This window comes from Janthinobacterium agaricidamnosum NBRC 102515 = DSM 9628, assembly GCF_000723165.1.
Taxonomy (GTDB): Bacteria; Pseudomonadota; Gammaproteobacteria; order Burkholderiales; family Burkholderiaceae_D; genus Janthinobacterium; species Janthinobacterium agaricidamnosum.
Map to the genome: position 1 here is coordinate 2,226,957 of NZ_HG322949.1, position 23,141 is coordinate 2,250,097.

Consider the following 23,141-nt stretch of genomic DNA (forward strand, 5'->3'; position numbering starts at 1 on the left):
TACGTGACGGTGCGTTTTTGCACCAGACCAGTTCATTTTTCATGTCATGGGCTGAAACGGCGCGGCGGAAGGGGGGAATTCAGGTATCCGGCGGCTGGCATGAAGCATGCATCTGCAAGCGGCATCGTACCTGGAGAGACCGACATGGCAAAACCGCAGCTGACCGCAATCCGCACCATCCAACCTCAGGCGTCCGCATCGGCGGTCGATGAAATACCGCCGCCGGCCCGGCTGGCGACGCTGGGCTTGCAGCATGTGCTGGTGATGTACGCCGGCGCCGCACTGGCCTTCATGCTCGGCAAGACCGACTTCGCCAAGGTGGCGGCCGCCAAATCATTCGCCGTGGTGACGCCGTTCCAGTTCGGCTGGCCAACTTTCGACGCTGTCGCCATCCTGACCATGAGCCTGGTGATGGTGGTCGTCATGAATCCGGATCTTGTCCGGCGTCGATTACGCAAGCAGCCGCAACAACCTGTTCATCGTTGCCTTGTCGATCGGTTTCGGCATGCTGCCGCTGGTGGCCGAGAATTATGCGCAGCAGATGCCGCCAGTCTTGTCGCCGTTATTACACAGCGGCATCCTGCTGGCGGCGCTCGCGGCGGTGTTGCTGAACTTGTTCTTTAACGGCGTTGGCACGGCGGACGCGGCGCGGGCGGACGCCAGGGCGAACAGCCATGGCAGCGAGTAGCGAAGCTTCAGGCGGATAAATGAAAACGGCCTCCATGAATGGAGGCCGCATATTCGTTGGTGCCCGGGACCGGAATCGAACCGGTACGCCCTTACGGACACGAGATTTTAAGTCTCGGGTGTCTACCAGTTTCACCACCCGGGCAACGAGGCAAGATTCTAGCACATGTCGGAAACATAAACACCATACGGCACAGCCTACTTGACAGCTTTTTTTCGCATCGTAGATGCATACTAAAAGACAAACACCGATAGCGTTCCCGGCGCTACACTTGGCACACCCGGCAAGTAGTCGATTGTAAAAGACTGGGCATCCACAAGAATAGCCTGAGGAACAATGTCAAATTTCACTTTGGAAGTATCAAAACCGAAAAGCGCGGAAGATTTCGAGTCTTACTGCCTGCATGTGTATTGCGTCGTATTTTCCGATGCGCTGCCGTCCAACAATGGCCGCAGCGGCCAGGCCCAGGGCGGCGTCGACCTGTTTGTGCACGACAAGAATGCAGGGCGCATCGGCATCCAGTGCAAGCGTTACTGGGAATCGGCATTGACGAAGGCCATGATCGATAACGAGATTAAAGAAGCGGACCAACGCGGCTGGCAGATGGTGCAATTGATCATCGCCACCACGCTGCTGGCGGACAGTCCGCTGGAACAATACATTCAGAAAATCTCGGACATGCGTGAGGCGCAGGGTAAATTCAAGGTCAAGATTGAATTCTGGCCGAATATTTGCAGCCATATCAACAGCCATCCCTCCTTGCAAAAAATCTATAGTCCGAATAGTCCGAATGGCATGTTCACGGAAATCCGCGACCGCTTCGATGAAACACAGGCGATGCAGCATAAAATCCTGCAAGGAGTGGAAACATTGAAGCGCGGCCCGCTGCATGCTGCCGGCCGGCTGGAGCCAAGCTCAGCCAATGGGATTGAGATGCTTCCTTTGCTAAAAGAAAAGTATGCCAGGTATCTGAAATCGAATATCTTATCGATAAAGTTCCTGCAAAAAGCAGACCGCTGCATGCTGGAAATGACGGTCGAAGAGCATATCGCCGGCTATCTGACAAACGAAATAACAACCCGTACCGACCTCGGTTTTGTCGCCGGTGGTTCTGACGATGGGTATTATTTTAGTCCGCAGCGCTCGGTACTGGAAAACTCGATCCGCTTCCTCGATGATTCTGATGAGATTTCGATCATCAACTGTACCGATATTTTCACGCACGAAGCGGCGACGTTCATCGATGCGTACTGGCGCGAGCACGGTGCGCCGCCGCCCTGACTCATCAGATCATTTTCAAAAAAAGGAATAAAAATGGATCAACACATCGCGCCGGTGGCGCTGGAAAAAGCGAGCCGGCTCCTCAATCACGGTCCGACGGTGCTGGTATCGGCGCGGCATGGCTGCGTGCAGAACGTCATGGCCGCGGCGTGGGCCTGCACGCTGGACTTTCTGCCGCCGAAACTCACCGTGGTGCTGGACAAGAGCACCAGCACGCGCGCGCTGATCGAGCGGAGCGGCACCTTCGTGATCCAGGTGCCGACTGTGGCGCAACTGACGCTGACCCACCAGGTGGGCACCCGCGGCCTGGCCGACCACCCGGACAAGCTGGCGCATGCCGGGGTCGAACTGTTCGACATGGAAGATTACGACCAGCCCTTCGTTGCAGGCTGTTCAGCCTGGCTCGCCTGCAAACTGTTGCCGGAGCCGCGCAACCAGCAAGTCTACGACCTGTTCATCGGCGAGGTGGTCGGCGCGTGGTCGGACACGCGCGTGTTCACGGACGGCCGCTGGCACTTCGAGACCGCCGATCCTGCCTTGCGCAGTTTGCACTATGTGGCCGGTGGCCACTTCTACGCCACTGGCGACGCCATGGATAGCGGCATCGACGACGTAACGTAGTGGTAGCGATTTTGCCGGCAGGGCAGGGATCGGCGCGCCGCTTAAACCGGCGAAGTTCCCACGCCGCTGCGCAACTGGTTCGCCTTCTGCTGGCGGCTTTCGACCATGCCGCCGACGACCGCCCCGGCGATGCCGAACGCCGTGCCCGCCATCCATAACGAGGATGACAGGCGGTTCAATTCCGCATCGTTGCCATTCGACGTGGCGGTACTGCGCAGGCTGACGCCCGCCGCCGCCGCGTTGGCCACGCCGCCGGCGACTTGCAAGGCGCTGGCGGTATAGGCCAATGCCGATGTACGGTACTGGCAAGCCAATTGATAGCCATTCTTGATGCCCGATAGCGCCGCCAGTCCGCCGGCGATGCCCCACAAGGTATTCGAACTGGTGGCGGCGGTGTTGACCGCCGTTTGGTTCAGATTGGCGGCATGGCTGAAGCTGGTCGCTACCATGCTGAGGGCGCCGGCGCCGAAATTGGCGGTATCCGACAGCAAGTCCAGCGTGCTGCGTTCCTTGGCCAGCAAGCCATGATCGATGCCATTGAACGTGGCGGAGGCGGCCCAGGTCGCGCCCGACATCATCGACCTGATATATAAACTCTTGCTGCTCAGTACCGCGGCGGAATAGCTCAACGTTGACGCCGCGGCATCGCTGAGCTGGGCCGCCACTTTGACCGGAGTGGCCAGGCGCGTAGCTTGTTCGGCAACCGGAGCCGCGGTCGGAGCGGTAAGCGCAGCGCGAGTGTCGGCCTTGGCAGGACGGGTGTCAGCCGGCGGCAGCATATTCTGCAAATTGCGCCGGCCCCTGGCGGCGGCGTTCTTGCTTTGCGCCTGTTTATGGGCCGCCGCCGTCGCGCCTTGTTGCAGATGGCGTTGGAGCGCCACATCGTCATGCAGCGCCGAGTATTCCAGATTGGTCAGTGTATTTTTTCTGGTTCCGCGCAGTACTTGCGCCTCAGCCACGATTGTTGTGCATTGCGCAGCGTGCTCCTTGTTGTCGATGATGCCTTTTTCGAGCTGTTCCTGGGCATTTTGCAGACGTTCTCCGAGTGCGGACGCTGCTGGATTTGTAGACAAAAGCAATACATTACGGATGGCGGGCAAGTCGGCGGCGGTTTTTGGTGCCGGGTTCGTGCCATATTGGGTTGCTTCTGATGGCTGCCTGGTGGGCAGCAAAATGGCCTCGGGACGGTTTGGTAAAGTGTACTGAGGATGAGTATGGATGGATGGCATCTTGCACTTTCATTGCAATGATAGTGCTGTATGAGTAGGGTGCAACAGGGAAAATGTTCCAACTTACCAGTACAAGAAATTATCCGGGGTGGCTGTCATGCGCGTAGTCGGATTCCGCATGGATGCCGGATAGTCAGGCCAATGGCAGAGCCCGCAGCTTGTCGATCTTGAGCGCAGTATAATGAGCGGCAACTATTTTAATCCCCTTTTGGTGAGTACAATGAGCATCACGAAGCAATTTCCAGGTTCGCCCATCGAACGCGCGCTGGGGGTGATCTCCGGTCGTGGCAAGATGCTGCTGATTTACGTCTTGCTGGAGGGCCCCAAGCGTATTGCCGAATTTGAACAGCAGATTCCCGGCCTGTCGCAAAAAGTGTTGATTCAACAGCTCAGGCAGCTTGAAGAACATGGCTTGATCAATCGGCAACGCTGCGACGATGCGCCGCGGCGTGTCGAATATGTATTAACGCCGTTGGGCCTGAGCCTGAAGCCGATGATCGCATCGCTGTATGAATGGGGACAACAGCATGCCCACGAACTCGGCGAAGGCGAGATGCTATTGCCTTTCGGCATGATAGTGTATCGTCCCGGGACGGCCATTCATTGATCACTTTCCTTGACCGTGGCCGTTGACGGTTGCGGCGGCAGGTCCGAGTTGATCTCCTTGCCGGAAAAATCGAACGGACAGTAGTCGCATGTCACGGCGTCTTGCGGGAGTTCCGCGTCGCACAGTGGACAAGTTTTTGTCGGGCTCGGCAATTGGTTCATCGTGATCCTCTCAGCAGCGGCTTATTGGATCAATTATATGAAAACTTAAAATTGTGAAACTATCGAATTATTGCTTCACAATTAAGCTTTTGCGACCTTGCCATCGTTTCCCTCTGCAGGCGTGATGAAACCGGCTCGGCATCTTGAAGCTGAGCCTGATTTTTTGCGATGCAGCTGTTGTTTATCCGGCACGAATGGCGCGGATCTGGTGCGCGGTTTCCTCGATCTCGCGATACGCTTCCTGGATATAGCCGGAAATCGGATGCGCATCGATCCACTCGTAATACGCGTCGTCTTCCCCGTGTGCGATGGCAAAGGGCATGTGATGATCCCGGATGGATTCGGCGCAATCGCGCACTTGCGAAGCAAACAGCAGTTCCATGATGTCCATGACGATCACCTGACGATGAGTGAAAAGGAGTTGCTGGTAAATGTAGCACGGCTCCGGGGCGCACGCTTGAACTGGTCGGCAGCGGTGTTTGAGTGATGAAGAAAACAATTTTTCTAAAATGAATGTATAATTTCCTTGAATAAATAAAATGATGCGCCTAGCCCCGCGACCATTTTTCACTTCGGCCTGGAGCCTGCCGAAACCGCTGTCTGGAATCATCCAGGCAGATTACGTTTCGGAGAAATCATGGCTCAGAGACTCGATCCCCAGCGCATCCTGATCGTCGACGATAATCGCGATGCGGCCGATATCATTGTCGAATTCCTCGTCATGTACGGCCATGACGCCAAGTCCGCCTATGATGGCGAAGACGCGTTGCGGGTGGCCGCCAGTTTTGTCCCCGATGTCGTATTCCTCGATATCGGCATGCCGGGCATCAATGGCTATCAAGTCGCGGCCAGCATGCGCGCCACGCCGCGTTTTGACAAGACCCGGGTGGTCGCGTTGACGGCCTGGAGCGATGACGAGGCGCGCCGCCGCGTCGCCGCTGCGGGCTTTCATTTACACCTGATCAAGCCGGCCAGCTTCGACACCATCCTCGGCGCGCTCAACATGTTCAATGTGCTGGAGCAGGCGGACGCCCTGTTTTGAGAGGTGCCGGCGCCGGCTTGAGCGCCCACATCAAGCCGCGCGTGAGGATCGCCGGGGCGACCGTCAAATGGTCTTCGTCGGCGATCACCTTGCTTTGCACTTGCAAGCCGGGATAGCGGCGCGACTCCAGCGTGCGCGTGAATTTTCGCAGGTCGCGCAGCATGTCGTGTTCATTGGCATGGCGCGGATCTGTCGATGCCGGCTTGATGGTCTCGTCACTGCCGATCGCCAAATACACTTTGGCCGGCAAGTCCTTGTGGCTGGCCGCATAGTCCCGTTCGCGCGCGAACATGACGTGATTGTTGAACCACAGCGAAGGGCTGCCGAGTATGTAATGCTGGAACATCGACGGTTCGGTCAGCAGCATGTGCAGGCCGAGCAGACTGCCGTAGGAATGACCGGCGTAGATCTTGCGGCGCATGTCGGCGCGGTAAGTCTTGGCGATGAAGGGAAATACTTCAGCGGCAATGAAGCGGCGGTAGCCTTCGGCTTCGCCAAACCTGGCTTCCCGGCCCGGCATGTCTGACGTCATGGCCTGGCCAAAGCCGCTCGGCGTGTAGTCGCGGCGCCGGCTGTATTCGGGCGTGTCGCCCTTGGCATAGGACAGACCGACCAGGATGAAGTCGTCGATATCCTTGCCGCCATTGCCGGCCCGTCGCGCGATGCTGCGGATTAATGGAAAGGCATAGTTGGCGTCGGTCACGAACAGCACCGGATAACTGCGTGCCGACGTCGCGTAGCCGGCTGGCAAGCTGACAAACAATTCATAGTCGCGCTGCAGCGCCTGGGCGTGGATGGCGCGCACTTCGGTCTGGTCGAGCGTATAGGGTTGCGGTGTTGCGGCGCTGGCGGCGCCGCTTGTCGCCAGCAACAGCATGGTCAGGAATTTGTTCAGCAAATCGCCCTCTTGAATATTTGATTTTTATCAACCATCGGATATTACCCGATGATACTGTTTTCAAGTTGATCAACGAGGGACGCCATGAAAGCGAGCAGTGCGGCAATCGCAGCAACTGGACACCGGCGACCGCAATGGCGCCAGGATTTCGCCAGCGCCTGCATCATCGACCGCTGCCTGGAGGTGCAGGCGGCTCACGGCACGTATCTGGCGGCTTTGTTGCTATACACAAATAAAGTCGATCTCCAGGTGGCCTTGCGCGTGCTGTCGAGCAAACGTCGCCGCCCGCTATTGGCCGACTCGCTGGCCGTGCCGCGTACTTATATCAATCCGCCGCCGCTGGTTTACTGCTGTGAACACTATTAAACACTCATGGATACGACAGCAGGTCGGGCGGCAGCGCGATCGAGGTCAACTTCCAGCTCCACAGGCCGCTACGTTGCAAGGTGAATTCGCCGGCGTGCTCTTGCGAACCGACGCGGCGCACCACGACTTCGTTCAATGAACGGTAAGACAGCGAAAACTGGCTTTTTTGAGTGTGACGCGGCGCCGGCGCTGCAGTCTTGACGTCCTGGCCCACACGGTGTTCGGCGCTGTTGACCGGCTCGTTATGCGGGATGTTCTTGATCAGCGCGGCGATGCCGGCCGGCGACACCATCGCATCGATCATCGGGTTCAGCAATTTGGCGGCCAGTTCCTGGCTCAGGTGGGCGAAGGGATTGTTGTCCAGTCCGGATGCCCGCATTTCCGTGCCCATCACTTCGATCAATTGCGCCTTCAAATTCTTGCGCAGCACGGGAAAATCGACGTGCTGCGACAGCGCGGCGGCGTCGTGCGCCTTGGCCGCGCTGCTGATGCGGTACATCGTGACATACGGGCTGACGTAGGTAAAACCGGCCAGTGCGACTGCAATAATGCCGGCGGCGGCGTAGCTTCTTTTCATGTGGCTGGTGTTCCTTTTTTGTTTTCTTGATAGTAATTTTACCCGGCTTGGCGCGGCAGATGGTGTAGCATGCGTGCCGGCGCCTGTCACCGCGCCGTATCACTAAGGACATCCATGAATATCACTATCAATCAGGTACTGCAGTCGTACATCGACCCGCTGACCGTCAGCGAATACTCGGCGCTGGAACGCAGCCTGCTGGCCGAAGGTTGCCGCGACGCGCTGGTACTGTGGAACGACGTGCTGATCGACGGCCATAACCGCTACGCGATTTGCCGCAAGCACGACATCCCGTTCAAGACCATACAAAATACCAGTTTCACGTCGATCGACGACGTCATGCTGTGGATGATCGACAATCACCTGGCGCGGCGCAGCGTATCAGACTTCCAGCGCGGCGTGCTGGCCTTGCGCAAAAAGGAAATCGTCGCCGCGCGCAGTGCGGCGACTGCCGGCGTCGCGGATCAGGCGGCCGCCGCGGAGCCGGAAGTGCAGCCATTCGCCACCCGTGAAGACGTCGCCAAGGTGGCGCGCCTGAGCAGCAACCAGATCAGCCAGATCGAGAAAATCCAGAAAGCGGCGACGCCGGAACTGGTTGACGCGGTGCGCTCCGGCACCATTTCGATCAATGCGGCGGCCACCGTCGCCTCGCTGCCGCAAGCCGAGCAAGTCGCGGCGGTAGCCGGCGGCAAGAAGCTGTTGCAGCAGGCAGCCAAGGAAATTCGCGAATTGCGCGCCGCCAGCCGTCCGCCGAAAGCGCCGAAGGAAGTGCCAGAGGGCGCGCAACAAACGGTCACCGCCACCGCCACGGCTGCCGCGCCGACCGAAGTGGAGCGCCTGCGGGCTGAAATTGCAGAATTGAAGCAGCGCAATAGCGCGTTGAAGGCGGAAAATGAGGAATTGAACCAGCGCATCGCCGCGCTGATCGATGCATCGTGAGCGGCCTGGTCCGTTAGCCAGACCAGGCCGTAGGTTGGCTTAGCGCTTGGCGCATAAGCCAACGTAAGCGATATAATCTTAAATCGCGTCCAGCGCCTGGCGCAAGTCGTGGCGCAAGTCTTCCAGGTCTTCGATGCCGACCGACAGCCGCACCAGGCCGTCGCCGATGCCCAGCCTGGCCCGCTGTTCCGGCGGGATGGTGGCGTGGGTCATCAGCGCCGGATGTTCGATCAGGCTTTCGACGCCGCCCAGGCTTTCCGCCAGCGCGAACACTTCGCAACGCTCCAGGAAGCGCCGCGCCCCGGCCAGGTCGGTATGCAAGTCGATCGAAATGATGCCGCCGAAACCGTCCATCTGCCGTTTCGCCAAGTCATGCTGCGGATGCGACGCCAGGCCCGGGTAATACACTTTCTTGACTTCCGGCTGGGTTTCCAGCCACAAGGCCAGCGCCAGCGCGCTCTTGCAATGGCGTTCCATGCGGATCGCCAGCGTTTTCACGCCGCGCAGCGCAAGGAAGCTGTCGAACGGACCGGCGATGGCGCCGACCGAATTTTGCAGGAAGCCCAGTTGTTCGCGCCATTTTTCCTGGCGCTCCTCGGCGCCGACGATGGCGATGCCGCCGATGATGTCGGAGTGGCCGTTCAGGTACTTGGTGGTCGAGTGCACCACGATGTCGAAACCGTGTTCCAGCGGACGCTGCACCAGCGGGCTGGCGAAGGTGTTGTCGGCCACCGCGATGATGCCGCGCTCGCGGCAAATCCTGGCGATCGCCTGCAAGTCGGCCAGTTTCAGCATCGGGTTGGTCGGCGTTTCGACCCAGATCATCCGTGTTTCAGGGCGGATCGCGGCCAGCAGGTTTTCCGGATTGGTCAGGTCGACATAGGTAAAATCGAGGCCGGCGCTGCGGCGGCGCACGCGCTCGAACAGGCGGTAGGTGCCGCCGTACATATCGTCGCCGGCCAGGATGTGCGCGCCCGGTTCCAGCAATTCCAGCACCGTCGAGATCGCGGCCAGTCCGGAGGCGAAGGCGAACGCCTGGCTGCCGCCTTCCAGGTCGGCCACGCAGCGTTCCAGCGCCCAGCGGGTCGGATTATGCGAACGGCCGTAATCGAGACCCTTGTGCACGCCAGGGCTTTCCTGGACAAAGGTGGACGTCGCGTAGATCGGCGGCATGATCGCGCCGGTCGACGGATCGGGACTTTGGCCGGCGTGGATCACGCGGGTGGCGAGGTGGCTCTTGCGGTTGGTTTGTTCGCTCAAGATAATGTCCTGCGTAAATGGTTAAGAAGGTCGAAACGCGTAATCAAACCGTAGAATTTTTCTTCATCGGCGACCACGGCGGTCAGGCCGCGGTCCAGTGTACTGCGTAATTGGGCCAGACCGGCGGATGGATGCAATGTTTCCAGTTGCGTAGTCATGGTGGTGCCGACCTGGCTGGAAAACAAGGCCGCGTCGCCTGCCACGTGCAGTAATAAATCCGACTCGTCGATGATGCCGGCCAGCCGCGCGCCGTCGAGCACCGGCAATTGCGCCAGGTCGGTGCTGCGCATGCGGTTGAACGCGGTCAGCAGCGTGTCGGACGGCGCTACGCTGACCACGTCGCCTTCATCGAAGCGGCGGCCGATCAAGTCGCGCAAGTCGCCCAGCGGCGGGCGCTTGATCAAGCCCTGGTCGAGCATCCAGCCATCGTTGTAGACCTTCGACAGATAGCGCGTGCCGGTATCGCAGACAAAGGTCACTACCCGTTTCGGCGTGGTTTGTTCGCGGCAGTACTTCAACGCCGCCGCCAGCAGCGTGCCGGTCGACGAGCCGCCCAGGATGCCTTCGGCACGCAGCAGTTCGCGCGCGCTGTCGAAGCTTTCCTGGTCGCTGATGGTATAAGCCCTGCGCACGCCGTCGAGGTCGGCGACCGACGGAATGAAATCCTCGCCGATGCCTTCGACCGCCCACGAACCGGTGGTGGCCGACAGCTTGCCGGTATCGATGTACCTGGCCAGGATCGAGCCTTGCGGGTCGGCCAGCACGAATTCCAGCTTCGGCTGGGCGCGCCGGAAGAAATTGGTCAGGCCGGTCAGCGTGCCGCCCGAACCGACGCCGACCACGATGGCGTCGACTTCGTGGCCGCTTTGCTCCCAGATTTCCGGGCCGGTGGTGGTTTCGTGCGCCAGCGGATTGGCCGGATTGTTGAACTGGTCGGCGTAAAAAGCGCCGGGCAATTCGCGCGCCAGCCGCGCCGCGTAATCCTGGTAATACTCGGGATGGCCCTTGGCGACGTCGGAACGGGTGGTGCGCACTTCGGCGCCGAGTGCTTTCAGGTGCAAGACTTTTTCGGTCGACATCTTGTCGGGCACTACCAGCACCACGCGGTAGCCCTTGATGCGGCCGACCAGGGCCAGGCCGAGGCCGGTATTGCCCGCGGTGGCTTCGATGATGGTGCCGCCCGGCTTCAGGCGGCCATCCGCTTCGGCCGCTTCGATGATAGCCAGGCCGATGCGGTCCTTGATGGAGCCGCCGGGGTTTTGCGATTCCAGTTTCAGGAATAATTGGCAAAGGCCGGTGTCCAGCCGGGTGACTTCGACCAGCGGCGTGTTACCGATCAGGCCGAATAGCGCGGCTTGTTTGTGAGGGTTATGCATAAAAACTCCTGTCAGCGGAACAGCGCTTCCGGATTGTGTCCAGGGTTGCTTTCCGTGAAAAAGGGCGGATGTTAGGCGCGCCGGTACACATTGGGAAGGAATGTTTCCGTACTTATATATGCGAATTCCATCTTAACGGCGGCCGATAAACTTGCCGCCGTTACAAGTAGTATGCACCGCTTTTCGATCGCGTGTCGCACTTGCCGTTCTATCAAATTTGATGCAACAAGGGGAGCCGGCGATTTATAATCGCGTTCTGCCAAACGGGCAGGTCAATCGGGCAGGGTAGCAGTGGCAAAACTTTATTTCAGATATTCCGCAATGAACGCCGGCAAATCGACCGCGTTATTGCAGGTCGCACATAATTATGAAGAGCAAGGCCAAGCGGTACGCCTGTACACCGCCGCGATCGACAGCCGCTACGGCGTCGGCCGCGTCACTTCGCGCCTCGGCCCGCAGCGGGTGGTCGAGATCTTCGACGCCGACACCGACTTTCTGCATGCCATCCCGAAAGTGGCGTGCCTGCTGATCGACGAGGCGCAATTCCTCACTACCCAGCAGGTCCAGCAATTGCACCAGCTGGCGCAAGTCAAGGGCGTGCCGGTGATCTGCTACGGCTTGCGCACCGACTTCAAGGGCGAGCCATTCCCCGGCTCGGCCTATCTGCTGGCGCTGGCCGACGATATCGAAGAGTTGAAAAACATCTGCACCTGCGGCAAGAAGGCGACCATGAATATCCGCGTCGACGACAACGGCAAGCGCATCAAGGAAGGCGAGCAGATCAGCATTGGCGGCAACGAGCGCTACCGGCAGGCTTGCGGGCGGTGTTTTTACACGGGTTGAGCAAGTGCCGTGTGCTGCTGTTACGCCAGTTTTCCGGGGCAACTCGTCGTCGAATTCCTTGACCAGCTTGGCGAGAAGGGAGTTGACCGCGACCTGGATATTGGTGACGAGGTAATCTCACTCTTGAAGATTTGATGGAATGACTGGTGCATGACCGTAGACAGCAGGTTGCCGTTTCCAAGAATCTGTTTCCATAAAAATGCTCTTTCGATAATTTTTCGATTGTGCGCATTTAGCATTCGCATAGCCTTGCTGATAAATCCGGCTTTAGGCGCAGGAGCTTGATCAACGCCTCCAATTCCTCCCAAGTTTGTCCGGTGCGCTGCTCATAGATGGTGCGTACCATGCCGCAATACCACTGGTTGTCCGCGCCGTCACGAAAGATAGCGTCTAATACCCACAGTAACTCGCGTTCTGTGATGTCATTAGAGAGTTCATCAATTCTTTCGTGGGTGGTATTGGCCAGCTTGAAGCGTGCCTGCCTCAAGCTGGGCCGGTCCAGACCGCATGTTTGAATTGTCGCCTTGCCATATGGACTTTGATTGAACGGCACGATTTCGCCAAGTCGACCGTAATCGAAAGGCGGCTTGCTTTGAGAAGAGCGCTGATGAGAGCTTGTGAAGTGGATGCGTAGTTTGTCCAGCAGCTTGGGTGCTTCATGCCGAAGAATGTCCGGTTCGGGGACATCCGAGCGGTTAATTGGAGTCATGGATGAGCGACTTGATGATATGTTAGGCCCTAGAATAAGTTAATTGGAATGAAATTCCTAGCAACAATTACGAGTCGTAGGTTGCTGCGTCCATGCAACTACTGCCGCTTCGGGCCGGTATTGCAATGGGAGGGGGGAATGGCAATATCAACGATAATAAGAAATGGATAGAAATCAGCAGATTCCATCGGCGCCGCAGATTTTTATTGATATGGCCCGTAGTGAAGGCCGTGCCATGCTTAGATCATCGCTTGCCATCATCCTCTTCCACGCCCACATCCGCATCCTCCGAAATCGCCAGCTCGCCCCGTTCGAAGGCGGCCAGGATTTCACGCGCCAGTGCCATGTTTTTTTCCTGCACCAATACCCTGGCGCCGCCGATGGCGGGCGCCAGCAGCAGGTTCGCCTGCATGTGCTGGTCGTCGGTCAGGATCACCGGAATGCCGGCTGCTTCGAGGCAGCCGCGGATCACGTGGGCGTCGGTCGGCACCATCATTCTTGCAACCAGGCAGTAGTCATCGTGCATGCGTTCTCCAGTATCGGGCAGGGTTTTGCGGCAGGGATGTTGCGGCTCGGGCCTATCTTAGCACTGTGGGTGCGCATTGTTGCCGCCGCGCTTATGCCAAGTCGGCCCGGCCCTTGTATAGTGTCGATATCGCAGACTGCATAGGGCGCCACGCCGAGCATGATCACCAGCCACTGTTACGCGCTATCGCCGCTTTTGCTATGCCGCTACGGCGACATCTTGCTGTACCTGGCGCCGTCGTTGTTGCTGGCGCTGCTGATCCGTTTCCTGTCGGCGCGCCATCCGTTCTTTTTCCTGTTTTCGCTGGCCGGCACGATTTGCCATGAGCTGGCGCATTTTTGCGTCGGCTTTTTGACGGCCGCGCAGCCGCGTTCATTCACCATCGTGCCGCGCCGGGTCGGCGATGGCTGGGAGCTGGGGTCGGTGATGTTGCGCCGGGTGCGCTGGTATAACGCGGCGCCGGCCGCGCTGGCGCCATTCCTGATCCTGGCGCTGCCGTTCGCGGTGGCGGCGTGGCGCACGTATCCGGGCTGGACTTTCCAGTTGACCGATATCGTGCTGGCGTTCCTGGTGGCGCCGCAATTTCTCGCGTGCTGGCCATCGGCGATCGACTGGAAGATCGCGCTGCGCTCGTGGCCGTATTTGCTGATCGTCGCGGCCATCTGCATGCTGCTGCGCCAGTTCCGGCCCGAGTGGCTGGAGTTGGCGCATCTGCTGCCGGCCGTGCGCAGCCTGTTATTGGCTTGATATTGGCTGGACTTTACAAGACGGCCAGCATGTCTTGCGGTTCCGGCCGGCGGGTATAGTCGGGATTGACTTCCGCGTACACAATCGTGCCATGCGGCGGCGGCACCGCCCGGGCTTTTACCCGAGATGGCGTGGAAGTGTCGGTGCGGGTGGCCGGCAAGGTCAGCGTCAATGCGGCCGAAGGCGTGCGCGCGGCCGTGCTGGCCGACATGGGCTTGACCATTGCCTCGGAATGGATGTTCGGCCAGCGCCAAGGCGCGCGCCTTCATCGATTTTGTCGAATACCGGCTGGCCATTGCAAGCTGATTCAAGCTGCGTTACAGCTTGAACTACAGCTTGAACTACAGCTTGAATATCTGCACCACTTGCCGCAGATCGTCGGCCTGGTCTTGCAACGCTTCGGCGGCGGCCGCCGCTTGCTCGACCAGCGCGGCGTTTTGCTGCGTCACCTGGTCCATTTGCGCGATGGCCTGGTTGACTTGTTCGATGCCGCTGCGCTGCTCTTCGCTCGCTTGCGTGATATCGACCATGATGTCGGTAACGCGCCGTACGCTGGCCACCACTTGCTCCATCGTCGCGCCGGCATGGGCCACCTGTTTGTCGCCGGCCTCGACCTTGCCGGCCGAATCCAGTATCAAGTCCTTGATTTCCCTGGCCGCCGCGCCGGAACGCTGGGCCAGGTTGCGCACTTCGGTCGCCACCACCGCGAAGCCGCGCCCCTGTTCGCCGGCGCGCGCCGCTTCCACCGCCGCGTTCAGCGCCAAGATATTGGTCTGGAAAGCGATGCCGTCGATGACGCCGATGATGTCGGCGATCTTGCCCGACGATTGTTTGATGGCGTCCATCGTCGCCGTCACCTGCGCCACCGCCGAGCCGCCCAGCGCGGCGACATCCGACGCTTGCCGCGCCAGCTGGCTCGCTTGGCGCGCATGCTCGACGTTGTTGCCGACGGTGGCGCTCAGTTGCTCCATCGATGCGGCGGTTTCTTCCAGCGAACTGGCTTGCTGTTCGGTGCGACTCGACAAATCCTGGTTGCCGCTGGCAATCTCTCCCGATGCGGTGGCGATTTGCTCGGCGCCGCCACGCACCTGGCCGACCACGCCGGACAGGTTGCCGCTGATGCGGTTCATCGCGTGCAGCAGGCGGGCGATTTCATCGTGGCCGCTGGCTTGCAATTGCACCGTCAAGTCGCCGCCGGAAATTTGTGCGGCAGCCGCTTCGGCGCGCAGCAGCGGGCGCGTGATGCTGGCCCGCACCAGCAGCCACAGCAGCCCGCCGAATATCAGCAGGGCGACCGCGCTGAACAACGCGGTACGGTTGCGCAACTGGCGCGCTTCGGCGGTGATTTCATCGGTGAAGGCGCCGCCGGCGACGATCCAGTTCCAGGGCTTGAATTCGCGGTAGCTCAGGTGTTTTTCGCGCGCCTGCGATGCGCTCTCGCCCGGCGCGGCCCAGGTGTAGCGCAGCGTGCCGTTTTTCTGGTCCAGCATGTGCTGGATGAACGGCTGGCCATCGGCATCCTTGAAATCGAGCGCGCTCTTGCCTTCGCTGTTCGGGTGCAGGACCAGCTTGCCGTAATCCTTGCCTTGCGCCGTGCTGATGATGAACAGGTAGCCGGTCTGGCCCAGCTTGACCTGGCGCAGCTTGTCTTTCAGCATGGACAGGTTGGTGCTGACGTCGAGGCCGATGAACAGCACGCCGATCACCTTGCCGCCGGCGTCGCGCAGCGGGTCGTACTGGGTGATGTATTGCTTGCCGAACAACGTGGCGAGGCCGACATAAGACTTGCCGGCGCGCAGTTGCGCATAACTCGGATGGCCATGGTCGAGCTTGGTGCCCACCGCGCGTTCGCCGTTTTCCTTTTTCAATGAGGTGCTGATGCGGATGAATTCGTCGCCGCTGGCCGCGAAGATGGTGGCGACCGCGCTGGTCTGCGCAGTGTAGCGGTCGGCCACGCTGAAATCCATATTGAGCAGCTTGCCATCGCTTTTCAGCGCCGGCGCCGGCGTGCCGGCCACGTCCACCGGATTGCCGTCGTCGAGCGTGAACGGGCCGGGTAGTTCCGACGCGAACAGGCGCGCCATACTGGCCGCTTCGTTGACCATGGCGTTGTTGAAGACTTCGGTAGCCGTCATCACGGAGTTCAGTTCGGCCGTCACGGCGTCGGCGGCGCGCTGTTCCAGGATGCTGGACGTGCGGGCATTGATCAGCAGGATCAGGGCGCTTAGCGTGATGCCGGCCAGTATCAAAGTACATGCCGTGATTTTGGCGCCGACGCCCCAATGGCGCGGATGGAAGGAAGAAGTTTGCATATGATTGTACGAAAAAAGGTCAATACGGCGCCGCCAGCCTTCGAGCGCAGTAGCTCGAGCAGCTTGTTTTCAGGTGACTATCTTGACAGGTGCGGGCTGTGCCGAGTGAATCAGGCGCACGCCAGAGCGACAGCAAATGCGTGCGATAAGAGCAGGATGATAACATGTTTCCGTAGGGTAAATCTTGCTTGTGCAAAGAAACATCAATTAATACAATGACTTGCCCGAAATGTTATCTGTATTGTCAAAAATATAGCACTCTTTATCGCCTTCAAGGATGTTTTATTTTGTAAGTATTAAAACATCGCCTTTAATCAGCGCTTAAGCTTCTGCGCAGAAACTAGGGTTCCATAGGGGAGATACTGCATGTATCCTGTAGAATAATTCTGTACAGTCCTTTGCTGGCGGGCAATGCAAGACGGCCCGCGATTGAATATATATTTTTTCGGAGAAGCCGATGAAGAAGAAAATGATGCTGGTAGCCCTGGCGCTCGCTTTGTCAGTGCAAGCCGGCGCGGCCCAGACGGAAAAAAGCGCTGCTCCCGTGTTGAAACCGCTGGCGCAGCAAACCCAGGCCGCCCTGTGGGCGTCGCGGGTGCTGTCGCGTTACCATTACAAGGCCGTGCCGCTTGACGATGCGATGTCGGAAAAGATTTTCGATCGTTATTTCAAGTCGCTGGATGCCGAGAAACTGTTTTTTGTGCAAGCCGATCTGGATCAGTTCGCTCCTTTGCGCACCAAGCTGGACGACGCCATCAATAATGAAAACATGGGCGCGCCATTCGCGATCTACAATGTGTACCAGCAGCGTTTTGAAGAGCGTATTAATTATGCGCGTGAATTGCTGAAGACCAAATTCGATTTCACCACCGATGAAAGTTACCAATACGACCGCGAAAAAGCGAACTGGGCCAAATCGGACGATGAAATCCGCGAATTGTGGCGCAAACGCATCAAGAATGACTGGCTGCGCCTGAAACTGGCCGGCAAGGATGACAAGGGCATCCGCGAAACGCTGGACAAGCGCTACGAAAACTACATCAGCCGTTCGCGCAAGCTCAACAGCGAGGACGTGTTCCAGATCTTCATGAACGCGTATGCGATGTCGATCGAACCGCATACCAATTACCTGGGCCCGCGCGCGTCGGAAAACTTCGATATCGCCATGCGTTTGTCGGTCGAGGGCATCGGCGCGACCTTGCAGACGCGCGATGAAGACACGGTGATACGCGACTTGACGCCCGGCAGCCCGGCCATGTTGTCGGGCAAGCTGAAGGTTGGCGACCGCATCATGGGCGTCAGCCAGGGCGCGAGCGGCCCGTTCACTGAAATCCTCGGCTGGCGCATCGACGACGTCGTGCAATTGATACGCGGACCCAAGGATTCGACGGTGCGGCTCGACATCCTGCCGCTCGACGCGGGACCGGATGGCAAGCACATCACCGTGACGCTGGTGCGCAAGAAAATCACGATGGAAGAGCAGGCCGCCAAGAAATCGGTGATCGAAGTCAAGGATGGCGCCGTCAAGCGCCGCATCGGCGTGATCGCCTTGCCGACCTTTTACCAGGACTTCGAGGCCCGCCGCCGTGGCGACAAGGATTACAAGAGCGCCACCCGCGACGTGGCGCGCCTGCTGGGCGAGTTGAAGAAGGATAAGGTCGATAACGTGCTGATCGACTTGCGCAACAATGGCGGCGGTTCGCTGAACGAGGCGGTCGAATTGACCGGCCTGTTCATCGACAAAGGTCCGGTGGTGCAGCAGCGCAATGCCGAAGGTAAAGTCGATATCGAGAGCGACACCAATGCCGGCCTGGCGTGGGATGGACCGGTCGGCGTGCTGATCAATCGCGGTTCGGCGTCGGCGTCGGAGATTTTCGCCGCCGCGATCCAGGATTACGGCCGTGGCCTGATCATCGGCGAAGGCAGCTTCGGCAAGGGCACCGTGCAAACCATCATCAACCTGGACCGTTTTGGCGGTGGCGACAAGGCCCGTTTCGGCGAGTTGAAAATGACGGTCGCGCAATTCTTCCGCATCAACGGCGGCACCACCCAGTTGCGTGGCGTCACGCCGGACATCAAGTTGCCTGGCAGCTCGGATACCGACAATTTCGGCGAATCGAGCTACGACAACGCCTTGCCTTGGGTGGCGATCAAACCGGCGAACTATGTGCCGGCCGGCGACTTGAAGGAGATCGTGCCATTGCTGGACCGCAAGCACGATACGCGCGTGGCGAAAGACAAGGATTTCCAGTACTTGCAGGAAGACATAGCGCTGGTCGTCAAGCAGCGCAAGGAAAACCTGATTTCGCTCAATGAAACCGTGCGCCGCAAGGAGCGCGACAGCCAGGAAGCGCGCGCCAAGCTGCGTGAAAAACGCTTGCTGGCGGCGATCGCCAATCCGGGCGACGACCTGGTGATCTTGCCTGATCCTAAGGATGCGCTGAACAAGGCGCTCGGTGCGAAAACCAGCAGCAGTGCTGCCAAGCAAATCGCCGCCGTCAAGGGCGCCTTGCGCACCGACGATGGCTTGCAGGGCGACGAGCGCTCGCTGACGGCCGAACTGGATGCCGAAAAAGCGGCCAAGAGCGCCAAGGACGTGCTGCTCAATGAAGCGGTGCGCATCTTGTCGGACGAGGTCGGCCTGTTGAAGGGCGACACCCGCTTGGCCGCGCGCGTCTTGCCTTACGCGAGCGATGTCGGCACGCCGGCGGCAGCGGCAACCGCCGCCAAGTAAATTACGGCAATGCACCTTGCCCTGAACGTTTTGTCAGGCGCTCCAAGCCGTGCATAGAATGGCCGCCGATTATTCGGCGGCCATTTTTTTTGTCGCATTAAATTCCCCAAAAGGGCTTGTCGGGTCCGTTTCCATCCTTTATGATCTTTGCAGATGCACTCATTGCATCAACGTCGCTCGGACGGATCCGGGCGCTTACGTAAAGACACATCATGACCGAAGCCCAAGCTCCGCGCAGCTTTTCGCGCATCAACCGTTTGCCTCCCTACGTTTTTAACATCACCGCCGAATTGAAGATGGCGGCGCGCCGCCGTGGCGAAGACATCATCGATATGTCGATGGGTAATCCCGATGGCGCCACTCCCGCTCACATCGTCGACAAACTGGTCGACACCGTGCACCGTCCCGACACCCACGGTTATTCGGCGTCCAAGGGCATACCGCGTTTGCGGCGCGCCATTTCGCACTGGTACAAAAAGCGCTACGAGGTCGACATCGACCCGGATGCGGAAGCCATCGTCACCATCGGTTCCAAGGAAGGGCTGGCGCATTTGATGCTGGCCACGCTGGACCGCGGCGACACGGTGCTGGTGCCGAATCCGAGCTACCCGATCCACATCTGGGGCGCGGTGATCGCCGGCGCCGATATCCGCTCGGTGCGCATGAGCCCCGGCGTCGACTTTTTTGCCGAGCTGGAACGGGCCATCCGCGAAAGTTATCCAAAGCCGAAAATGATGGTGCTCGGTTTTCCGTCGAACCCGACCGCGCAATGCGTCGAACTGGAATTTTTCGAGCGGGTGGTGGCGCTGGCGAAACAGCATGATATTTTGGTGGTGCACGACCTGGCCTATGCCGACATCACCTTCGACGGCTGGAAAGCGCCGTCGATCATGCAAGTGCCGGGCGCGCGCGACGTGGCGGTGGAATTTTTCACGCTGTCGAAAAGCTACAACATGGCGGGCTGGCGCATCGGCTTCATGGTCGGCAACCGCGAACTGGTGGCGGCGCTGGCGCGCATCAAGAGTTACCACGATTACGGCAGCTTCACGCCGGTGCAAGTGGCGGCCATCGCCGCGCTGGAAGGCGATCAAGGCTGCGTGACGGAAATCTGCGCGCAATACCAGAACCGCCGCGACGTGCTGGTCAAAGGCTTGCTGGAAGCCGGCTGGCCGGTCGACAAACCGAAGGCGTCGATGTATATCTGGGCCCATATCCCGCAAGCGTACCGCCACCTCGGCTCGCTGGAGTTTTCCAAGCGGCTATTGGCCGAAGCGAAGGTGTGCGTGTCGCCCGGTATCGGCTTCGGCGAGTATGGCGATGAATACGTACGCTTCGCGCTGATCGAAAATGAGGCGCGGATACGCCAGGGATTACGCGGCATCAAGGCAATGTTGCGTGCCGGCCCCAACGCAAAAAGTGCCGAATAATGGCCTGACGCCCTAGATATATCGCCGCCTTATTTCTATCATCACCACTCTAAAGTGGTTTTATATGCGGCGTCGCAGCATAATTGACTTGTCTCCTCTATCTCCTCCAAGGAAATAGATTCAGCCCGCTACTGTAGCGGGCTTTTTTTTGCCCGCGAAACAAGCTTGCCGGGTGCGGCGCGCGCCTGATCGCTGAAGATATTCGTCATCCTGATTTCTATCATCACAACAAACAATTTGATTAATATGCTGCGATGCGTCAAGATGCATCTGTCTCCTCTATCTCCTCCAAGGAAATAGATTCAGCCCGCTCCCGTAGCGGGCTTTTTTTTCGCCTGCTTTTTTGATGTCCGCTTTGCTGATCAAATGACGCGGCGGGCGCGCACTTCTGATGTACAATTCTTGAGAACGGTCGTGCTTTTTTTGAGGGCGCCGCTACCGACAACCAGGAGACAGCATGGACTTGAACTACAACAAGGAGGAACTGGCTTTCCGCGTGACGGTGCGCGCCTTCCTCGATAGCAATTTGCCGGCCGAGTTGCAGCACAAGGTGCGTGGTCATTTGCGTTTGGCGAAGGACGACTATGTGCGCTGGCATAAGATTGTCGCCAAACAGGGTTGGGCCGCACCGGCCTGGCCGGTCGAATATGGCGGCGCCGGCTGGAATGCGGTGCAGCGCCATATCTGGGAAGATGAATGCGCGCGCGCCGGCACGCCGCAGATATTGCCATTCGGTATCAACATGGTGGCGCCGGTGATCATGGCGTTCGGCAACGAGGCCCAGAAAGCCTATTATTTGCCGCGCATCCTGCACTGCGACGACTGGTGGTGCCAGGGCTATTCGGAGCCGGGCGCCGGTTCCGACCTGGCCGCGCTGACAACCAGCGCCGAACGTCGCGGCGACCATTACCTTGTCAACGGCCAGAAAACCTGGACCACGCTGGGCCAGCACGCCGACATGATCTTTTGCCTGGTGCGCACCGATCCATCGGTGCGCAAGCAAGAGGGCATTTCCTTCTTGCTGATCGATATGAAAACGCCGGGCGTCACGGTGCGGCCCATCATCATGCTCGATGAAGACCATGAAGTGAACGAAGTGTTTTTCGATAAGGTCAAGGTGCCGGTGAGCAACCTGGTGGGCCAGGAAAACAAGGGCTGGACTTACGCCAAGTATTTGCTGGGCCACGAGCGCACCGGCATCGCGGCGGTCGGCCGTTCCAAGCGCGAACTGGGCTTCCTGAAGAAGCTGGCGATGACGCGGCAAAAACGCGGCCGCCCGCTGCTCGACGATGCTCTGTTCGCGGCCAGGGTGGCGACGCTGGAAATCGAATTGATGGCGCTCGAAATGACGGTCTTGCGGGTGATTGGCGAAGAGGACAAGGGACCGGGGCCGCAGGCGTCGATGCTGAAGGTGCGCGGGTCGGAAATCCAGCAAACGCTGACCGAGCTGATGATCGAAGCGCTGGGACCGCAAGCGTTGCCGTTCGACCCGGCTTACCTGGGCGGCACAAGCGAGCACAGCAGCGCAGGCGACGACCTGGCCGCGCCGCTGGCCGCGCATTACTTCAATTACCGCAAGACATCGATTTACGGCGGCTCGAACGAAATTCAGAAAAACATCATTACCCAGATGATCCTGGGTCTGTGAGGAGGCGACATGGATTTTAATGTAAAAGAAGAGCAGCAACAATTCGCCGATGCGCTGCGCCGCTGGGTTGCCAGGGATTATGCTTTCGGCACCCGCCAGCAGATCATCCATTCGGCCGCCGGCGTGTCGGACAGCGCCTGGGCTACCTTGACCGAGCTGGGCATGACGGCGCTGCCGGTGCCGGAACAGCAGGGCGGTTTCAGCGGCAGCGCGGCCGATATGCTGGTCGTGATGCAAGAGCTGGGACGCGGCCTGGTGGTCGAGCCGTATCTGGCCACGATGATGGCCGCGCAATGCCTGACCCTGGCCGGCGGCCATGAACGCTTGCTGGAACAGGTCGCCGCCGGCCAACTGAAACTGGCCAGCGCGCTCGGCGAGCGGCAGGCGCGCCACGATTTGTCCGATATCCAGACCAGCGCCATCGCCAGCGGCGACGGTTTTATCCTCGACGGCGCCAAGACGGTGGTGATCCACGGCGCCCAGGCGGGAGCGCTGATCGTGTCGGCCCGCAGCAGCGGCGGCCAATACGATACGGAAGGCATTTCGCTGTTCGTGTTGCCGGTCGATACGCCGGGCATCGGCATTCGCGACTACCGCACCATCGATGGCCAGCGCGCCGCCAGCGTGACCTTCAGCCAGGTGCGGGCAAGCAAGGAAAGCTTGCTGGGCCAGGCCGGCGCCGCTTGGGACATTCTTGAAGCGGCCGCCGATTACGGCGTCGCCTTGCTGTGCGCGGAAGCGATCGGCGTGATGGATGCACTGTTCGCGGCCACCCTCGATTACGTGAAAACCCGCAGCCAGTTCGGCGCGCCGATCGGCAAGTTCCAGGCCTTGCAGCACCGCATGGCCGATATGTTCATTCACCTGGAGCAAGCCCGTTCGATGGCGATGCTGGCGGCCGGCAAGGTCGATAGCGCCGATGCCGAGGAACGGCGCCGCATTGTGTCGGCCGCCAAGATGCGGGTCGGCCAGGCGGCGAAATTTGTCGGCCAACAAGCCGTACAATTGCATGGCGGCATGGGCGTGACCGATGAACTGCCCGCCGCCCATTATTTCAAGCGCTTGACGATGATAGAACTGACGCTGGGCGATAGCGACCATCACCTGCAGCGATTTATGGCCCAGCCGGGTTTCAGGCACACTGCATAAT

At 59.4% G+C, this 23,141-nt stretch carries 25 protein-coding genes and 1 tRNA gene; 14 read left to right on the forward strand and 12 right to left on the reverse strand.

The annotated features are described in order from the left end of the window. Window positions 1-185: 185 nt before the first annotated feature. Window positions 186-425, reverse strand: a complete 240-nt coding sequence (locus GJA_RS28245; RefSeq protein WP_038491414.1) for a hypothetical protein — start codon at window positions 423-425, stop codon at window positions 186-188. On the opposite strand from GJA_RS28245, the gene GJA_RS26615 reads away from it, so the two are divergent. Then, window positions 319-624 (forward strand): hypothetical protein, encoded by a 306-nt coding sequence (locus GJA_RS26615; RefSeq protein WP_242404656.1) that lies wholly within the window; start codon window positions 319-321, stop codon window positions 622-624. The two genes, GJA_RS28245 and GJA_RS26615, sit on opposite strands and share 107 nt — an antisense overlap. A gap of 121 nt (window positions 625-745) precedes the next feature. Here the strand turns inward: GJA_RS26615 and GJA_RS09525 are convergent. Beyond that, window positions 746-832, reverse strand: a tRNA-Leu gene (locus GJA_RS09525). A 192-nt stretch (window positions 833-1,024) separates the two neighbouring features. Here GJA_RS09525 and GJA_RS26105 point away from each other — a divergent pair. Beyond that, a complete protein-coding gene (locus tag GJA_RS26105; protein ID WP_051780563.1) occupies window positions 1,025-1,969 on the forward strand; it encodes a restriction endonuclease in 945 nt (314 codons plus the stop codon). Between the two features lie 33 nt (window positions 1,970-2,002). Beyond that, window positions 2,003-2,590, forward strand: a complete 588-nt coding sequence (locus GJA_RS09535) for a flavin reductase family protein (RefSeq protein ID WP_038491420.1) — start codon at window positions 2,003-2,005, stop codon at window positions 2,588-2,590. 41 nt (window positions 2,591-2,631) lie between these two features. Here the strand turns inward: GJA_RS09535 and GJA_RS28075 are convergent, their stop codons facing one another. Next, window positions 2,632-3,219, reverse strand: a complete 588-nt coding sequence (locus tag GJA_RS28075) for a hypothetical protein (RefSeq protein WP_156484111.1) — start codon at window positions 3,217-3,219, stop codon at window positions 2,632-2,634. Window positions 3,220-3,282: 63 nt separating this feature from the next. On the opposite strand from GJA_RS28075, the gene GJA_RS28080 reads away from it, so the two are divergent. Further along, window positions 3,283-3,741, forward strand: coding sequence for a hypothetical protein (locus GJA_RS28080; protein WP_156484110.1), 459 nt, complete (start codon window positions 3,283-3,285; stop codon window positions 3,739-3,741). A gap of 298 nt (window positions 3,742-4,039) precedes the next feature. Then, entirely contained in the window at window positions 4,040-4,426 is a 387-nt protein-coding gene (locus GJA_RS09545; RefSeq protein ID WP_038491426.1) for a winged helix-turn-helix transcriptional regulator, read from the forward strand. Between the two features lie 342 nt (window positions 4,427-4,768). On the opposite strand, the gene GJA_RS27240 is transcribed toward GJA_RS09545, so the two are convergent. After that, window positions 4,769-5,197, reverse strand: coding sequence for a hypothetical protein (locus GJA_RS27240; RefSeq protein ID WP_144241470.1), 429 nt, complete (start codon window positions 5,195-5,197; stop codon window positions 4,769-4,771). 27 nt (window positions 5,198-5,224) lie between these two features. On the opposite strand from GJA_RS27240, the gene GJA_RS09555 reads away from it, so the two are divergent. Further along, complete coding sequence (locus GJA_RS09555) at window positions 5,225-5,629, forward strand: response regulator (protein WP_038491432.1); 405 nt, start codon at window positions 5,225-5,227, stop codon at window positions 5,627-5,629. On the opposite strand, the gene GJA_RS09560 is transcribed toward GJA_RS09555, so the two are convergent. Then, entirely contained in the window at window positions 5,595-6,527 is a 933-nt protein-coding gene (locus GJA_RS09560; RefSeq protein WP_242404497.1) for an alpha/beta hydrolase, read from the reverse strand. The genes GJA_RS09555 and GJA_RS09560 overlap by 35 nt on opposite strands. Window positions 6,528-6,611: 84 nt before the next feature. Here GJA_RS09560 and GJA_RS09565 point away from each other — a divergent pair, with 84 nt between their 5' ends. Continuing rightward, a complete protein-coding gene (locus GJA_RS09565; protein ID WP_038491435.1) occupies window positions 6,612-6,893 on the forward strand; it encodes a hypothetical protein in 282 nt (93 codons plus the stop codon). 4 nt (window positions 6,894-6,897) lie between these two features. Here GJA_RS09565 and GJA_RS09570 read toward each other — a convergent pair whose 3' ends face one another. Then, the gene (locus GJA_RS09570; RefSeq protein WP_038491438.1) at window positions 6,898-7,470 is read right to left on the reverse strand and encodes a DUF2939 domain-containing protein; all 573 of its coding nucleotides are present in this window, start codon (window positions 7,468-7,470) and stop codon (window positions 6,898-6,900) included. 114 nt (window positions 7,471-7,584) lie between these two features. Here GJA_RS09570 and GJA_RS09575 point away from each other — a divergent pair, with 114 nt between their 5' ends. Then, on the forward strand, window positions 7,585-8,409 hold the full coding sequence (locus GJA_RS09575) for a hypothetical protein (protein WP_038491440.1): 825 nt from the start codon (window positions 7,585-7,587) through the stop codon (window positions 8,407-8,409). Window positions 8,410-8,487: 78 nt separating this feature from the next. Here the strand turns inward: GJA_RS09575 and GJA_RS09580 are convergent, their stop codons facing one another. Both GJA_RS09580 and GJA_RS09585 read right to left on the reverse strand, forming a co-directional pair. Further along, entirely contained in the window at window positions 8,488-9,669 is a 1,182-nt protein-coding gene (locus GJA_RS09580) for a trans-sulfuration enzyme family protein (RefSeq protein ID WP_038491443.1), read from the reverse strand. Continuing rightward, a complete protein-coding gene (locus GJA_RS09585; RefSeq protein ID WP_038491448.1) occupies window positions 9,666-11,045 on the reverse strand; it encodes a pyridoxal-phosphate dependent enzyme in 1,380 nt (459 codons plus the stop codon). Before GJA_RS09585 ends, GJA_RS09580 begins: the two co-directional genes overlap by 4 nt. Window positions 11,046-11,336: 291 nt before the next feature. Between GJA_RS09585 and GJA_RS09590 the strand changes: the two genes are divergently transcribed. Continuing rightward, window positions 11,337-11,888, forward strand: a complete 552-nt coding sequence (locus GJA_RS09590) for a thymidine kinase (RefSeq protein ID WP_038491450.1) — start codon at window positions 11,337-11,339, stop codon at window positions 11,886-11,888. A gap of 232 nt (window positions 11,889-12,120) precedes the next feature. Here GJA_RS09590 and GJA_RS09595 read toward each other — a convergent pair whose 3' ends face one another. Both GJA_RS09595 and GJA_RS09600 read right to left on the reverse strand, forming a co-directional pair. After that, window positions 12,121-12,597, reverse strand: a complete 477-nt coding sequence (locus GJA_RS09595; protein ID WP_038491453.1) for a hypothetical protein — start codon at window positions 12,595-12,597, stop codon at window positions 12,121-12,123. 244 nt (window positions 12,598-12,841) lie between these two features. Next, complete coding sequence (locus GJA_RS09600) at window positions 12,842-13,123, reverse strand: putative signal transducing protein (protein ID WP_038491457.1); 282 nt, start codon at window positions 13,121-13,123, stop codon at window positions 12,842-12,844. 159 nt (window positions 13,124-13,282) lie between these two features. On the opposite strand from GJA_RS09600, the gene GJA_RS26110 reads away from it, so the two are divergent. Beyond that, window positions 13,283-13,870, forward strand: coding sequence for a hypothetical protein (locus GJA_RS26110; RefSeq protein ID WP_242404499.1), 588 nt, complete (start codon window positions 13,283-13,285; stop codon window positions 13,868-13,870). Between the two features lie 13 nt (window positions 13,871-13,883). On the opposite strand, the gene GJA_RS28590 is transcribed toward GJA_RS26110, so the two are convergent. Next, window positions 13,884-14,081, reverse strand: a complete 198-nt coding sequence (locus tag GJA_RS28590) for a hypothetical protein (protein WP_339325657.1) — start codon at window positions 14,079-14,081, stop codon at window positions 13,884-13,886. A 130-nt stretch (window positions 14,082-14,211) separates the two neighbouring features. Further along, window positions 14,212-16,182 (reverse strand): methyl-accepting chemotaxis protein, encoded by a 1,971-nt coding sequence (locus GJA_RS09615; RefSeq protein WP_038491461.1) that lies wholly within the window; start codon window positions 16,180-16,182, stop codon window positions 14,212-14,214. A gap of 457 nt (window positions 16,183-16,639) precedes the next feature. Here GJA_RS09615 and GJA_RS09620 point away from each other — a divergent pair, with 457 nt between their 5' ends. From GJA_RS09620 to GJA_RS09635, 4 genes are all read left to right on the forward strand, one after another. Beyond that, entirely contained in the window at window positions 16,640-18,916 is a 2,277-nt protein-coding gene (locus GJA_RS09620; protein WP_038491464.1) for a carboxy terminal-processing peptidase, read from the forward strand. A 212-nt stretch (window positions 18,917-19,128) separates the two neighbouring features. Beyond that, window positions 19,129-20,343 carry an alanine transaminase gene (gene alaC, locus GJA_RS09625; protein WP_038491467.1) on the forward strand — a complete coding sequence of 405 codons (1,215 nt, stop codon included), beginning with the start codon at window positions 19,129-19,131 and terminating at the stop codon, window positions 20,341-20,343. A 457-nt stretch (window positions 20,344-20,800) separates the two neighbouring features. Further along, window positions 20,801-21,991, forward strand: coding sequence for an acyl-CoA dehydrogenase family protein (locus tag GJA_RS09630; protein WP_038491469.1), 1,191 nt, complete (start codon window positions 20,801-20,803; stop codon window positions 21,989-21,991). Between the two features lie 9 nt (window positions 21,992-22,000). Beyond that, window positions 22,001-23,140 (forward strand): acyl-CoA dehydrogenase family protein, encoded by a 1,140-nt coding sequence (locus GJA_RS09635; protein WP_038491472.1) that lies wholly within the window; start codon window positions 22,001-22,003, stop codon window positions 23,138-23,140. Window position 23,141: the final 1 nt, after the last annotated feature.

Excerpts from the sequence above, each read along its gene's own strand:
- GJA_RS28245 (WP_038491414.1), bottom strand. The coding sequence starts at position 425 with ATGACGACCACCATCACCAGGCTCATGGTCAGGATGGCGACAGCGTCG.
- GJA_RS26105 (WP_051780563.1), top strand. The coding sequence starts at position 1,025 with ATGTCAAATTTCACTTTGGAAGTATCAAAACCGAAAAGCGCGGAAGAT.
- GJA_RS09535 (WP_038491420.1), top strand. The coding sequence starts at position 2,003 with ATGGATCAACACATCGCGCCGGTGGCGCTGGAAAAAGCGAGCCGGCTC.
- GJA_RS09545 (WP_038491426.1), top strand. The coding sequence starts at position 4,040 with ATGAGCATCACGAAGCAATTTCCAGGTTCGCCCATCGAACGCGCGCTG.
- GJA_RS27240 (WP_144241470.1), bottom strand. The coding sequence starts at position 5,197 with ATGATTCCAGACAGCGGTTTCGGCAGGCTCCAGGCCGAAGTGAAAAAT.
- GJA_RS09555 (WP_038491432.1), top strand. The coding sequence starts at position 5,225 with ATGGCTCAGAGACTCGATCCCCAGCGCATCCTGATCGTCGACGATAAT.
- GJA_RS09565 (WP_038491435.1), top strand. The coding sequence starts at position 6,612 with ATGAAAGCGAGCAGTGCGGCAATCGCAGCAACTGGACACCGGCGACCG.
- GJA_RS09570 (WP_038491438.1), bottom strand. The coding sequence starts at position 7,470 with ATGAAAAGAAGCTACGCCGCCGCCGGCATTATTGCAGTCGCACTGGCC.
- GJA_RS09575 (WP_038491440.1), top strand. The coding sequence starts at position 7,585 with ATGAATATCACTATCAATCAGGTACTGCAGTCGTACATCGACCCGCTG.
- GJA_RS09585 (WP_038491448.1), bottom strand. The coding sequence starts at position 11,045 with ATGCATAACCCTCACAAACAAGCCGCGCTATTCGGCCTGATCGGTAAC.
- GJA_RS09595 (WP_038491453.1), bottom strand. The coding sequence starts at position 12,597 with ATGACTCCAATTAACCGCTCGGATGTCCCCGAACCGGACATTCTTCGG.
- GJA_RS09600 (WP_038491457.1), bottom strand. The coding sequence starts at position 13,123 with ATGCACGATGACTACTGCCTGGTTGCAAGAATGATGGTGCCGACCGAC.
- GJA_RS26110 (WP_242404499.1), top strand. The coding sequence starts at position 13,283 with ATGATCACCAGCCACTGTTACGCGCTATCGCCGCTTTTGCTATGCCGC.
- GJA_RS28590 (WP_339325657.1), bottom strand. The coding sequence starts at position 14,081 with ATGTCGGCCAGCACGGCCGCGCGCACGCCTTCGGCCGCATTGACGCTG.
- GJA_RS09615 (WP_038491461.1), bottom strand. The coding sequence starts at position 16,182 with ATGCAAACTTCTTCCTTCCATCCGCGCCATTGGGGCGTCGGCGCCAAA.
- GJA_RS09620 (WP_038491464.1), top strand. The coding sequence starts at position 16,640 with ATGAAGAAGAAAATGATGCTGGTAGCCCTGGCGCTCGCTTTGTCAGTG.
- alaC (WP_038491467.1), top strand. The coding sequence starts at position 19,129 with ATGACCGAAGCCCAAGCTCCGCGCAGCTTTTCGCGCATCAACCGTTTG.
- GJA_RS09630 (WP_038491469.1), top strand. The coding sequence starts at position 20,801 with ATGGACTTGAACTACAACAAGGAGGAACTGGCTTTCCGCGTGACGGTG.
- GJA_RS09635 (WP_038491472.1), top strand. The coding sequence starts at position 22,001 with ATGGATTTTAATGTAAAAGAAGAGCAGCAACAATTCGCCGATGCGCTG.